A 13,570-nucleotide genomic window follows, 5' to 3' on the forward strand; every position below is an offset into this window, starting at 1 on the left:
AGCAAGCGCGCCTCTGTCTACAATAGGCGTCGCTTTACTGAGCAAGGACTCTCCATGCAAGCTGCAAACCCGCGCCGCGGGTACCTCCTGGGCCTTGGTGCCTACATCATCTGGGGCTTGTTCCCGCTGTACTTCAAAGCTATCCAGAGCGTTCCGGCGGTCGAGATCATCGTCCACCGGGTGCTCTGGTCGGCCCTGTTCGGCTCACTGTTGCTGCTGGTGTGGAAGCACCCCGGCTGGTGGCGTGAACTGCGTGAAAACCCGCGCCGGCTGGCAATTCTGGCACTGAGCGGTACGCTGATCGCCGCCAACTGGCTGACCTATGTCTGGTCGGTGAACAACGGCCGCATGCTCGAGGCCAGCCTGGGCTACTACATCAACCCCCTGATCAACGTGCTGCTGGGCATGCTGCTGCTCGGCGAGCGCTTGCGCCGCCTGCAATGGCTGGCAGTGGCCATGGCGGCGGTGGGCGTTGCCCAGCAGGTATGGCAAGTGGGCAGCCTGCCGTGGGTGTCGCTGGCGCTGGCGCTGAGCTTTGGCTTCTACGGCCTGATTCGCAAACAGGCACCGGTAGCGGCGTTGCCCGGCCTGGTGGTGGAAACCTGGATGCTGGTGCCGCTGGCGCTGGGCTGGTTGCTGCTGCATCCGACGGCAATGAGCGCACAAGCTGACTTCTACACCAGCAGCGAGGCCCTGTGGCTGATGGCAGCGGGGCCGGTGACGCTGGTGCCGCTGGTGTGCTTCAACGCAGCAGCGCGGCACCTGCCTTATACCACCCTGGGCTTCCTGCAGTACCTGGCGCCGACCCTGGTGCTGCTGCAGGCAGTGCTGCTGTTCGATGAGCAGCTGTCCTCGAGCAGCTTGATCGCGTTTATCTTCATCTGGGCGGGCTTGGCAATCTACAGCGTCGATGCCTGGCTGACCCTGCGCAAGCGCGCCTGATCAAAAAACGATCAAAACCGTGCAGGCCACGTGATTCGTGGCCTGCAGAAACATCTCCAAAGGTTATCCACACCCTCGTCCCCGTGCTTTGTGCACAAGCTGCTGATTTCTGTACGTTTTTTGCTCAAACCTCGGGAAGGCTTGCCGTTCCTGGGCTGGCGAGGGGCGCCCCCAGCTTATCCACAGGGCAGTCCCCGTCAAATCGGGATAACCCGATCAGTCCTCCGGCCGCAACTTCAACTCCACCATCAAGTCATCCGCCAGGCTCTCCAGCTTCTGTTGCAGGTCATCCAGCGACAAGGTCAATGGCAGCGCCAGTAGCGCATCGGCATGGAACAGCGGCTCACTGCTCATCGGCGCCGGCCGCACTTCGGTGGTGAAGCGCTCAAGGTTCACCCCCTGGTCCGCCAGCAGGCGGGTGATATCGCGCACGATACCCGGGCGGTCATTGCCCACCAGCTCCATGGCAATCGGTTTCCAGGTGCAGGACGGTTCGATGCCGCTCTCGGCGATGAGCACGCGAATATCGTATTGCCCCAGCGCCTGCAGCGACTTGACCAGTTCGTCGTAGTTTTCCGCTGGCACCGCCACCCGCAGGATCCCGGCAAACTGTCCGGCCATCCGCGACATGCGGCTCTCCAGCCAGTTGCCATTATGATCGGCGATGCACTGGGCAATGCGCTCGACCTGGCCGGCCTTGTCCGGGGCAATCACGGTGAGTACAAGATGATCCACAGGCCCTTCCTCGGTGTCGGGCCGCCCGAGGCGGCGTAAATACGGGGGATCGACTCAGTATAGGCAAGGCGCGGCAACCTGCCGCAGGGCAATCCGGATAACAAATCGTGTACTGTTTCAAGATTTATCTGGAACAATCCACCCGTTTTTTGCGAACATACGTTCTCCCAGCGTGACCATACGCGACCAACTGGTCGCATAACGGCGCTTTTAGTCTGATTTTGCCTCGTCTACTGCATCATGTAGTATCCCGTGGCGCGGACTACAAAACGTCGTTTGGATGTCTGCCAAGGCGCCTGTGAAAATACGCACACTGTCTGCCAGCCCGTCTGGCAGGCCGCACCCAGCCGCGCTCGTGCCATCCGACGAGGGCAAGCACTGGAACGTGTTTAGAGAAGCGCTACAGGCTTAATACAGAAGAGCGAAATAGCTGAGCAGAGTGAGGCAAGCAATGACTGGATACGTTCAAGTCGGTGGCCTTCAGGTCGCCAAGGTCCTGTACGACTTCGTCAACAACGAAGCCATTCCGGGGACCGGCATCGTCGCCGAGCAGTTCTGGGCCGGTGCAGAGAAGATCATCAATGACCTCGCTCCAAAGAACAAAGCCCTGCTCGCCAAGCGCGACGAGCTGCAAGCCAAGATCGACGCCTGGCACCAGGCACGCCAAGGCCAGGCGCACGACGCCGTAGCCTACAAAGCATTCCTCCAGGAAATCGGCTACCTGCTGCCACAAGCCGACGATTTCCAGGCCACCACCCAGAACGTGGACGAAGAGATCGCTCACATGGCCGGCCCGCAGTTGGTGGTTCCGGTGATGAACGCCCGCTTCGCCCTGAACGCAGCCAACGCCCGTTGGGGTTCGCTGTACGATGCCCTGTACGGCACCGACGCCATCAGCGATGAAGGCGGCGCCGAGAAGGGCCAGGGTTACAACAAGCTGCGTGGCGACAAGGTCATCGCCTTTGCCCGCGCCTTCCTCGACGAAGCCGCGCCACTGGCTGCCGGTTCGCACGTCGACTCCACCGGCTACCGCATCGAAGGCGGCAAGCTTGTCGTTGCCCTGAAAGGCGGCAGCAACAGCGGCCTGCGTGACGACGCCCAGCTGATCGGCTTCCATGGCGATGCCAAGGCACCGACCGCTGTGCTGCTCAAGCACAACGGCCTGCACTTCGAAATCCAGGTCGACGCCAGCACGCCAGTCGGCAGCACCGATGCCGCCGGCGTCAAAGACATCCTGATGGAATCGGCACTGACCACCATCATGGACTGCGAAGACTCGGTCGCCGCCGTCGATGCCGATGACAAAGTCATCGTCTACCGCAACTGGCTGGGCCTGATGAAGGGCGACCTGGCCGAAAGCGTGAGCAAAGGCGGCAAGACCTTCACCCGTACCATGAACCCGGACCGCGAATACGCCGCGCCCAATGGCGGCAGCGTAACCCTGCACGGCCGTTCGCTGCTGTTCGTGCGCAACGTCGGTCACCTGATGACCAACCCGGCGATCCTCGATGCTCAGGGCAACGAAATCCCTGAAGGCATCCAGGACGGCCTGTTCACCAACCTGATCGCCCTGCACAACCTCAACGGCAACACCAGCCGCAAGAACACCCGCACCGGCAGCGTGTACATCGTCAAGCCGAAGATGCACGGCCCGGAAGAAGTCGCCTTCGCCGCCGAGATCTTCAGCCGTGTAGAAGACCTGCTGGGCATGAAGCGCAATACCGTGAAGGTCGGCATCATGGACGAGGAACGCCGTACCACGGTCAACCTGAAGTCCTGCATCAAGGCGGCCGCCGAGCGCGTGGTGTTCATCAACACCGGCTTCCTCGACCGTACCGGTGATGAAATCCACACCTCGATGGAAGCCGGCGCAGTGGTGCGCAAGGGCGCCATGAAGAACGAGAAGTGGATCGGCGCCTACGAGAACAACAACGTCGACGTCGGCCTGGCCACTGGCCTGCAAGGCCGTGCGCAGATCGGCAAGGGCATGTGGGCGATGCCTGACCTGATGGCCGCCATGCTCGAGCAGAAGATCGCTCACCCACTGGCCGGTGCCAACACCGCTTGGGTACCGTCGCCAACCGCCGCCACCCTGCACGCCCTGCATTACCACAAGGTCGACGTGCAGGCGCGTCAGCGCGAGCTGGCTTCGCGCACCCCGGCTTCGGTCGACGACATCCTGACCATCCCGCTGGCGGCCGACACCAACTGGTCGGCTGAAGAGATCCGCAACGAGCTGGACAACAACGCCCAGGGCATCCTCGGCTATGTCGTGCGCTGGATCGATCAGGGCGTAGGTTGCTCGAAGGTACCGGACATCAACGATGTCGGCCTGATGGAAGACCGCGCCACCCTGCGCATCTCGGCCCAGCTGCTGGCTAACTGGCTGCGCCATGGCGTGGTCAGCCAGGAGCAGGTGCTGGAAAGCCTCAAGCGCATGGCTGCAGTGGTCGACAAGCAAAACGCTGGCGACGCCCTGTACCGCCCGATGGCGCCGAATTTCGACGACAACATCGCGTTCCAGGCGGCGATCGAGCTGGTCATCGAAGGTGCCAAGCAGCCGAACGGCTACACCGAGCCAGTGCTGCACCGCCGCCGTCGCGAGTTCAAGGCGCGTAACGGGCTGTAAACCGCATGGGGCCGCTTTGCGGCCCTTTCCGACCGGTCCGGCGCCCCGGCAAGGCCGCTCCTACAAGGAATCGCGTTTCCCTGTAGGAGCGGCCTTGCCGGGGCGCCGGACCGGTCGGAAAGGGCTGCAAAGCAGCCCCAGCCCTGCACTACTCGATCTTCAGTTCTTTCTTCACCAACCCCAGCAGTTTCTCCAGATCCACCGGCTTCAGCAGAAAATCCACCACCCCCAGGTGCATCACGTCCACCGCCTCCTCCACATCGGTGTCGCCCGACACCACGATGATCGACAATGCTGCCCGTTCCGATTCGCGGATCTGCCGTATCAGGTCCAGGCCATTGCAGGGCTGCATCCGCAGATCGGTGATCAACAGCGCAATGCGCGGCTCGTAATGCAGCTTGAACATCGCTTCCTCAACGCCGTCAGCGGTCATGCATTCGATACCCCAGCTTTTCAGGTACCACTTCAGCGCATCGCTGTTGACCGGGTCGTCATCGACGATCAACACCACCGGGCTGTGCGCAAGGGGCGCACTGAGCACGGCCAGGGCCTCGCGTTCGGCGTCACTCAGGATGTCGTCATGCTCAGCCATGTTCATCTCGTCAAAAAAATCCCGCTCAAGGGTTATGACCACGAAAGCTACGTAAATCGGCTCACCTTTCGTCGGCGCTTTGACAGTCATGCTTCACTAGACTTACGTCCAATGGGCACCACCCCGCTGCCAGCCGACCATGGGGGCCGAGAACAACAAGGCCGGCACCTATATATAGATATATATAGTTCGGCGTAGCGATACGGTCAGTGTCATGAGCAAAAAGGACGTCTACAGTCAGGCGGGTAGAACGGCAGTACTGCAGAACATCCAGGGCACCCTGCAGTTCCTGCAGCGTTTCCCGCCGTTCAACCAGATGGAGCAGAGCCACCTGGCCTTTCTGGTGGAACAATGCCAGTTGCGCTTCTATGCCAGCGGCGAAAGCATCATCAAACCCACGGATGGCCCCGTCGAGCACTTTTACATCGTCAAGCAAGGCCGTGTGGTCGGCGAGCGCCAGCACCTGGTCAAGCCCGGGGTGGAAACCACCTTCGAGATCACTGGCGGCGAATGCTTCCCGCTGGCGGCGCTGCTTGGCGAGCGTGCCACGCGCACCGAACACCTGGCGGGTGAAGACACCTTCTGCCTGCAGTTGAACAAGGCCGCGTTCATCCGCGTGTTCTCGATGTCGGACGTGTTTCGAGACTTTGCACTGCGCGGTGTCAGCAGCCTGCTCGACCAAGTCAACCAGCAAGTACGCCAACGTGCGGTGGAAACCCTCGGCACCCAGTACTCGTTGAATACCCCGCTGGGCGAACTGGCCATGCGACACCCGGTGGTCTGCGCGCCGGATACACCGCTGCGCGAGGCGGTACGGCTGATGCACGAACAGCAGGTGGGCAGCATCGTCGTGGTCGACCCGCAGCGCTACCCGATCGGCATCTTCACCCTTCGCGACTTGCGCCAGGTGGTGGCCGCCGCCGATGCCGAGCTCGCTGCACCGATCGAACAGCACATGACAGCGAGGCCCTTTTACCTCAGCCCCCAGGCCAGCGCCTTCGATGCCGCCATGGCGATGACCGAACGGCACATCGCCCATGTCTGCCTGGTGGATAACCAGCGGCTGTGTGGCGTGGTTTCCGAGCGTGACCTGTTTTCGTTGCAGCGGGTCGACCTGGTACACCTGGCGCGTACCATCCGCCACGCGCCACGCCTTGATTCACTGGTACAAATGCGCGGTGAGATCGGCCAGCTGGTCGAGCGCATGCTCGCTCATGGCGCCTCCTCGACCCAGATCACCCAGATCATCACGCTGCTCAACGACCACACGGTATGCCGGGTGATCGAGCTGGCCATAGCCGAACGCGGCGACCCCGGCGTGCCGTTCAGCTGGCTGTGCTTCGGCAGCGAAGGGCGCCGCGAGCAGACCCTGCATACCGACCAGGACAATGGCATCCTCTTCGAGGCCGCCGACGACGCCCAAGCCGAAACCATTCGAGCACGCTTGCTGCCCTTGGCGCAGTACATCAACCAGTGCCTGGCCCAGTGCGGTTTCACCCTGTGCAAGGGCAACGTCATGGCCGGCAACCCCGAGTTGTGCCTGTCACGTGCCCAGTGGGCGCGGCGCTTTGCCGGTTTTGTGCGCGAAGCCAGCCCAGAGAACCTGCTGGGTTCGAGCATCTACTTCGACCTGCGCGTGGTCTGGGGCGATGAACAGGGCTGTGAACAGCTGCGTCGGCAGCTGCTCGAGCAGGTGGCGGACAACCGCATCTTCCAGCGCATGCTTGCCGAAAACGCGCTGCGCCAGCGTCCACCAGTGGGCCGCCTGCGCGAATTCGTGCTGACCCGCCAGGGCAACGACAAGGCCGCCACCCTCGACCTCAAGGTCCAGGGCCTGACCCCCTTCGTCGACGGTGCCCGTCTGCTGGCCCTGGCCAATGGCATTGGTGCTTGCAACACCCTCGAGCGCCTGCGTCAGCTGGTCGACAAAGGGGTCATCGAAGCGCTCGACGGCGCAGCTTATGAAGAGGCCTACCACTTCATCCAGCAAACCCGCATGCAGCAGCACCAGCGCCAGACTCGCGACAACCTGCCCTACTCCAACCGCCTCGATCCAGACAGCCTCAACCATCTGGACCGGCGCATCCTGCGCGAATCCCTGCGCCAGGCCCAGCGCCTGCAGAGCAGCCTGGCGCTGCGGTATCAGTTGTGAGCCTGTTCGCCTGGCTGCGCCCCGCGGCCCCACTGGTGGACGACGCCTTGCGCCAGCGCTTGGCCCGGCTGCCCAAGGCACGGCCGTTGGGGGTGTGCTCGTTGCGCGAGCAGCGCTGGGTCGTGCTTGACCTGGAAACCAGCGGCCTGAACCCCCATCGCGACCTTGTGCTGTCGATCGGCGCGGTGGCCATCGAAGACGGGGCCATCGATTTCGCCCAGCAATTCGAACGCACCCTGCACCGCCCTGAGCAGAAAACCAACGCCAGCGTGCTGATCCACGGCCTCGGGCCGAGCGCCCTGGCGGCTGGTTGCGACCCGGCCGAGGCATTGCTCGACCTGCTCGAGTTCGTGGGCGACAGCCCGGTGCTGGCGTTCCATGCGCCGTTCGACCAGCGCATGCTTGCCAGGGCCTTGAAAGAAAGCCTCGGTTATCGCTTGCAGTTGCCTTTCCTCGACGTTGCGGAACTGGCGCCGATGCTCAACCCCGACACCGTATTGCGCGAAGCCGGGCTGGACGACTGGGTGGCGCGCTTCGGCCTGCAGGTGGATGAGCGTCACCATGCCAGCGCCGATGCGCAGGTCACGGCGGAGCTGGCGCTGATCCTGTTCAGCCAGGCCCGCCGCCAGCAGCTCGACAGCCCGTTGCAACTGGAACAGCGGCTGGCCAGCTGGCGCCGGCGCAAAGCGCATCATCACGGTCTTTGATCATGCAGTGGCTTTGCCGACCCTTTCGCGGGTAAACCCGCTCCCACAGGGATCGCATCAGTTTCAGACCTATGCGCTCCCCTGTGGGAGCGGGTTTACCCGCGTAAGGGCCGGCACAGGCAACATGACTTGAATGATGGCAATCCGATAAGCGTCCATTGCACCCCACCCCCCGCCTCTGTAACAATCGCGAATAATTATCGTTAGTTAATGCATTCGTTCCGGGGGACGCTGCATGTCTGCTGCCCACCGCCCACACGCAGAACTGGTCGGCTCGCTGTACCGCGACCATCGCGGCTGGCTGCTTGCCTGGCTGCAGCGCAACATGGCCTGCCGCCAGCGCGCCGAAGACCTGAGCCAGGACACTTTCGTGCGCCTGCTCGGCCGCGACCAGCTGGACACCCCGCGCGAACCGCGCGCCTTCCTTGCCGCCGTGGCCAAGGGCCTGATGTTCGACCACTTCCGCCGTGCGGCGCTGGAGCAGGCCTACCTCGCGGAGCTTGCGTCGATGCCCGAAGCACAACACCCGTCCCCGGAAACCCAGCAGCTGATCCTCGAAGACCTCAAGGCCATCGACCGCCTGCTCGGCAAGTTGTCGAGCAAGGCCCGTGCAGCCTTCCTGCACAACCGCCTGGATGGCATGGGCCACGCCGAAATCGCCGAACGCCTGGGCGTTTCGGTGTCGCGCGTGCGCCAGTACATCGCCCAGGGCATGCGCCAGTGCTACGTGGCCCTGTATGGGGAACCCAGGTGAACAACACACCGGTTTCGTCGCGCGTGCTGGAGGCCGCCATCGCCTGGAAAATGAGCCTGGACGATGGCAGCGGCACGCCTGACCAGCGCAACGAGTTCATCCGCTGGCATGCCGCCAGCGAAGAACATGCCCGTGCCTGGCGCCAGCTCGGCGCTCTCGACCAGCGCGTCAGCGCCGCTGCCGGCCCGGCTCGCCAGGCCCTGCTGCAATCGCGCGCCAGCCTGCGCCGCCGGATAGGCAAGGCCGGCGGGGGGCTGGCCGGTCTGTTCCTGCTAGGTGCCCTGCTGGCCGGCGTCGGCACACCGTCGCTGGCACCCAGTTACTGGCTCGCTGATCAGCGCACCGCCACCGGTGAACTGCGGACCCTGCGCCTGACCGACGGCACGTTGCTGAGCCTCAATAGCCACACCGCCGTGGATATCGACTACGACGGCGACCAGCGCGTGCTGGTGCTGCACCAAGGCGAAATTTCGGTGGAAACCGGCCACGACGATCCTCGGCCGTTACTGGTACGTACCGACGATGGCCGCCTGCGCCCGCTGGGCACGCGCTTCCAGGTGCGCCGCGAAGACCACGGCACGCGCCTTGAAGTCTTGCAGTCGTCAGTAGCCGCCATGCCGCACAACAGCGGCGACGAACTGGTCCTGCACGAAGGCCAGCAAGTACTGATGAACACCAACGGCCTCGGCCAGATAGGCCCGGTGCCAGCCGAGGCCGATGCCTGGACCCGCGGCATGCTGGTGGTCGACAACATGCGCCTGGCCGACCTGCTGAAGCAGCTGGGCCGCTACCGCAGCGGTCACCTGGGCGTGGCCGATGAAGTGGCCGACCTGCGCGTGACCGGCAGCTTCCCGCTGACCAACACCGACCTGGCCCTGGCTTCGCTGGTGCCGGCGCTGCCGGTGAAGATCGAGCGGCATACGCCGTGGTGGGTGACCGTCGTTCCCAAGTAGATGAGTTTCTATACCTTCGCGGGCTCGCCCGCTCCCACAGGGATATCACAGCTTCGAAAACTGTGATCCCGCTGTGGGGCGAGCCCGCGAAAGGGTTAGTGCAGGCGAAAGCCAGATTCAAATAATTCTCACTTTTTTTCCGATTCCCCCTGTCACTTGCGCAATCTCGCTCGGCAAGGAAGCAGTAAGCACTTATCCGTCGAGGAACCGCTGCATGTCCCGTGCCGTTGATCGTATCCTGCGCCCCAGCCTGATGGCCCTGGCCATCGCCGTGGCCGCGCCCTTGTCCAGCACCGCCCTGTTCGCCGCCGAGCAGTCGGCACCACGCGCCTACAACCTGCCCGCTGCGCCGCTGGCCACTACGCTGAACCAGATCGCCAGCCAGTCGGGCATCGCCCTGGCCATAGACCCGGCGCTGGTCAGCGGCCGGACCTCGGCCCCGGTCAACGGCCAATACAATGGCCTCGGCGCCCTGCAAGCCGCACTGCAGGGCACCGGCCTGCAATTGCAGCAAAGCAGCGTGGGCAGCTACAGCCTGGTCGCCGTGCCGGATGGCGCCCTGGCCCTGCCGGAGACCACCGTGAATGCCGCCAGCGCGTCCGAGAGCGCCTGGGGCCCGGTCGACGGTTACCTGGCCAAGCGCACTGCAGCGGGAACCAAGACCGACACCGCGCTGGTCGAAGTGCCGCGGTCGATCTCCGTGGCCACCCGTCAGCAGATGAATGACCGTGGCGTGCACAGCCTCGACGATGCCGTGAAATACATGCCGGGCATCGTCTCCGCCAGCTTCGGCAGCGACACCCGTTACGACTGGATGCGGGTGCGCGGCTTCGAACCAACCCAGTTCCTTGACGGCCTGCCGCTGCCACGCGGCGTGTACGCCAACCCGAAAGCCGAAACCTGGAATCTCGACCGCCTGGCGCTGTTGCGTGGCCCGGCTTCCTCGCTGTATGGCCAGACCCCGCCCGGCGGCCTGCTGGACATGGTCAGCCGCCGCCCCCAGGCTGAAAGCGCTCACGAGATCGAACTTCAGTACGGCAGCGACAACCATCGCCAGATCAACTTTGCCAGCACCGGCAAGGTTGATGACGAGGGCCGATTCCTTTACGGCGTAAGTGGTGTTGTTCGCGATGGCGGCACGCAGATCGACCATATCGACGACAAGCGCTACAACATTGCCCCGAGCTTGACCTGGAACATCGACGAAGATACTTCGCTGACACTGCTGACCCAGTTCACCCGCGACGATACCGGCGCCACCAGCCAGTTCCGGCCGATCCAGGGCACCAAGATCGATATGCCGTTCGGCAAGGTCTCCCACCACAAGAACCTCGGTGACCCGGACTACGAGTTCTACGACCGTACCTATTACGCGCTGGGCTACGCCTTCGAGCATCGCATCAACGATGTCTGGCAGTTCCGTCAGAACCTGCGCTACACCAAGACCGACCTGGCGTTCCAGACCATCACGCCCGGCAGCTATAACCCGACCACACCACCGGTGCAGGACGATGGTACTGTCAGCCGCATGTCCACCAACACCGATGAAGACATCAGCCAGTTTGCAGTGGACAACAACTTCCAGGCCGACTTCGCCACCGGCGACGTGACCCACACCCTGCTGCTGGGCCTGGACCACCAGCGCGTCAATACCAACTACTTATCGATCTTCGGCTCCGTGCCGGACAGCAACGTAAACAACCCGGTCTATGGAGTGCCAATCACTCGCCCGGACCGCTCCACGGCGTTCTACGACTACGACCAGAAAACCTATCAGACCGGCGTCTACATCCAGGACCAGATGGCCCTTGGCAACTGGCGCCTGACGTTGGGCGGTCGCGAAGACTGGGTGCACACCAGCACCAAGTTCCTCAACAAAGGCGATGCCACCAACACCCAGCGCGACAAGAAATTCAGCGGCAACGCGGCGATCAGCTACGTGTTCGACTCGGGCTTCGTGCCGTACCTGTCGTATGCCGAGTCGTTCCAGCCGTCCAGCAACGCTGCAGTGTCCGCTTCCGAGTCGTTCAAACCGACCGAAGGCAAGCAATGGGAGCTGGGCGTCAAGTACCAGCCACCGGGTTCCAGCACCCTGCTCTCGGCAGCCGTGTATGACCTGACGCAGAAAAACGTCTCGGTAACCGACAACGTCGGCGGGGTAACCATCACTAGCCAGACCGGCGAAGTCAAAGTCCACGGCCTGGAGCTGGAAGCGGTTTCCGATGTCACCGAAAACCTCAAGCTGACCGCCGCCTACACCCTGGCCAAGTCGCAAGTGCAGGATGGCCAGTACCAGGGCAACCGCCTGCAGCTGATGCCCAACCAGCAAGCCTCGCTGTGGGCCGACTACACCTGGCACAGCGGCGTGCTCGATGGCTTCGGTATCGGCGGCGGTGCGCGCTACACCGGCAACACCTACGGCGACCAGGCCAACACCTACCTGGGCAAGGCCAACGCCTACACCGTGTTCGACGCCTCCGTGCACTACGACCTCGGTCGCCTGAGCACCAGCCTCAAGGGCGCGTCGGTGGCGGTCAACGCCACCAACCTGTTCAACAAGGACTACATCTCTACCTGCGACAGCTTCTACTGCTACTACGGCGACGAGCGCAGCGTCGTGGTCAGTGCTTCCTACAAGTTCTGAGTGAGCTGGGGGCGCTTTGCGCCCCTTTCGCGACACAAGGCCGCTCCCACAGGAAATCATCTATTCCTTGTGGGAGCGGCCTTGTGTCGCGAAAGGGCTGCGCAGCAGCCCCACGGTCCAACAGACAGAAATCGGTACCGTGATGAAAAGCCCAACCATCCGCCGCTGGTCGGTGATCCATACCTGGAGCAGCCTGGTCTGCACCCTGTTCCTGATGTTGCTGTCGCTCACCGGCCTGCCGCTGATCTTCCACCACGAACTCGAACAACTGCTCGGCGATGCTGCGCAACTGCGCGAGATGCCGGCAGGCACCCCGCATCTGGACCTGCAACAGCTGGTCGTCAAAGCCGAACAGCACCGCCCCGGCGAGGTCGTGCAGTACTTCGGCTTCGACGAGGACGAACCCGACGGCGTACTCGCGATCACCGCCGCAACTGCCGGCACCGAACCCAACTCGTCGCACACCTTCATGCTCGACGCCCGCACCGGCGAAGCCGTGGCCATGCCCGCCGCCAACGGTGGCTTCATGATGCTCATGCTGCGCCTGCACGTGGACATGTTCGCCGGGCTCCCCGGCAAGCTGCTGCTGGCGTTCATGGGTGTGCTTTTCGTCGTCGCGATCGTCTCCGGCACCGTGCTCTACGCGCCGTTCATGCGCCGTCTCGATTTCGCCACCGTGCGCCACGACAAGTCCCGCCGCCTGCGCTGGCTCGACCTGCACAACCTGATTGGCGTGGTCACCCTGGCCTGGGCGCTCACCGTCGGCGTGACCGGCGTGATCAGCGCCCTGTCCGACCTGGTCATTGCTGCCTGGCGCAACGACAGCCTGGCCGCGATGGTCGCACCCTATCGTGATGCCCCGGCACTCACTGATCGCGCACCGGCCACCCGCCTGCTGAACATTGCCGAACAGGCCGCACCCGGTATGCGCCCCGACTTCATTGCCTTCCCCGGCACGCGCTTCTCCAGCGAACACCATTACGCAGTGTTCATGAATGGCGCCACGCACCTGAGCTCACACCTCTTCACGCCGGTGCTGATCGACGCCCGCACCCTCGAGCTGACGGCGGTCGGTGAGCGGCCCTGGTACATGGACGCCATGGGGTTGTCGCAGCCGCTGCACTTTGGCGACTACGGCGGTCGACCGATGCAGATCCTCTGGGCAGTGCTCGATGTGCTAACCCTCATCGTGCTCGGCAGCGGCCTGTACCTGTGGTGGGGCAAGCAGCGCAAGACCCGGGAGACGCGCGCATGAGCCACAGGTCGCAAGCCACCCGGCGCGTCTTCGCCTGGCCGGCCAGCATTGCCGTGCTCGGCGCCGCCGGCCTGTTCGCCGCCTTGCTCGGTGACGGCGCGTGGGATGCCCTGGCCTGGCTGGGCCTGGGTATCCCGGCCGTGCTCAGCCTGCGGGCACTGTGCGGTCGATAACCGGTTACCGCCCATTGCACTGCGCCAATGGCCA

At 63.6% G+C, this 13,570-nt stretch carries 11 protein-coding genes; 9 read left to right on the plus strand and 2 right to left on the minus strand.

Going from position 1 to position 13,570, the window contains the following annotated elements; translation table 11 throughout:
- The first annotated feature begins 54 nt into the window (after positions 1-54).
- Positions 55-942: an EamA family transporter RarD gene (rarD, locus tag CQW31_RS03365; RefSeq protein WP_099813748.1), complete on the plus strand. Its 888-nt coding sequence runs from the start codon at positions 55-57 to the stop codon at positions 940-942.
- 216 nt (positions 943-1,158) lie between these two features.
- Here rarD and CQW31_RS03370 read toward each other — a convergent pair whose 3' ends face one another.
- Complete coding sequence (locus tag CQW31_RS03370; protein WP_054885257.1) at positions 1,159-1,677, minus strand: glycine cleavage system protein R; 519 nt, start codon at positions 1,675-1,677, stop codon at positions 1,159-1,161.
- A gap of 451 nt (positions 1,678-2,128) precedes the next feature.
- Between CQW31_RS03370 and CQW31_RS03375 the strand changes: the two genes are divergently transcribed.
- Complete coding sequence (locus CQW31_RS03375) at positions 2,129-4,306, plus strand: malate synthase G (RefSeq protein ID WP_099813749.1); 2,178 nt, start codon at positions 2,129-2,131, stop codon at positions 4,304-4,306.
- A gap of 148 nt (positions 4,307-4,454) precedes the next feature.
- On the opposite strand, the gene CQW31_RS03380 is transcribed toward CQW31_RS03375, so the two are convergent.
- Positions 4,455-4,898: a response regulator gene (locus CQW31_RS03380; protein ID WP_249342210.1), complete on the minus strand. Its 444-nt coding sequence runs from the start codon at positions 4,896-4,898 to the stop codon at positions 4,455-4,457.
- Between the two features lie 214 nt (positions 4,899-5,112).
- Between CQW31_RS03380 and CQW31_RS03385 the strand changes: the two genes are divergently transcribed.
- From CQW31_RS03385 to CQW31_RS31280, 7 genes are all read left to right on the plus strand, one after another.
- A complete protein-coding gene (locus CQW31_RS03385) occupies positions 5,113-7,050 on the plus strand; it encodes a putative nucleotidyltransferase substrate binding domain-containing protein (protein WP_099813751.1) in 1,938 nt (645 codons plus the stop codon).
- Positions 7,047-7,757 carry a PolC-type DNA polymerase III gene (locus CQW31_RS03390; RefSeq protein WP_054886004.1) on the plus strand — a complete coding sequence of 237 codons (711 nt, stop codon included), beginning with the start codon at positions 7,047-7,049 and terminating at the stop codon, positions 7,755-7,757. The genes CQW31_RS03385 and CQW31_RS03390 overlap by 4 nt, the downstream gene beginning before the upstream one ends.
- 235 nt (positions 7,758-7,992) lie before the next feature.
- The gene (locus CQW31_RS03395; RefSeq protein ID WP_054886005.1) at positions 7,993-8,511 is read left to right on the plus strand and encodes an RNA polymerase sigma factor; all 519 of its coding nucleotides are present in this window, start codon (positions 7,993-7,995) and stop codon (positions 8,509-8,511) included.
- The gene (locus tag CQW31_RS03400; protein ID WP_099813752.1) at positions 8,508-9,464 is read left to right on the plus strand and encodes a FecR domain-containing protein; all 957 of its coding nucleotides are present in this window, start codon (positions 8,508-8,510) and stop codon (positions 9,462-9,464) included. Before CQW31_RS03395 ends, CQW31_RS03400 begins: the two co-directional genes overlap by 4 nt.
- A gap of 214 nt (positions 9,465-9,678) precedes the next feature.
- Positions 9,679-12,108, plus strand: a complete 2,430-nt coding sequence (locus tag CQW31_RS03405) for a TonB-dependent siderophore receptor (protein WP_099813753.1) — start codon at positions 9,679-9,681, stop codon at positions 12,106-12,108.
- A gap of 142 nt (positions 12,109-12,250) precedes the next feature.
- The gene (locus CQW31_RS03410; RefSeq protein WP_099813754.1) at positions 12,251-13,363 is read left to right on the plus strand and encodes a PepSY domain-containing protein; all 1,113 of its coding nucleotides are present in this window, start codon (positions 12,251-12,253) and stop codon (positions 13,361-13,363) included.
- Positions 13,360-13,536 carry a hypothetical protein gene (locus CQW31_RS31280; protein WP_177332403.1) on the plus strand — a complete coding sequence of 59 codons (177 nt, stop codon included), beginning with the start codon at positions 13,360-13,362 and terminating at the stop codon, positions 13,534-13,536. The genes CQW31_RS03410 and CQW31_RS31280 overlap by 4 nt, the downstream gene beginning before the upstream one ends.
- Positions 13,537-13,570: the final 34 nt, after the last annotated feature.

It is taken from the genome of Pseudomonas sp. 382, from assembly GCF_002759075.1.
GTDB lineage: Bacteria > Pseudomonadota > Gammaproteobacteria > Pseudomonadales > Pseudomonadaceae > Aquipseudomonas > Aquipseudomonas vlassakiae.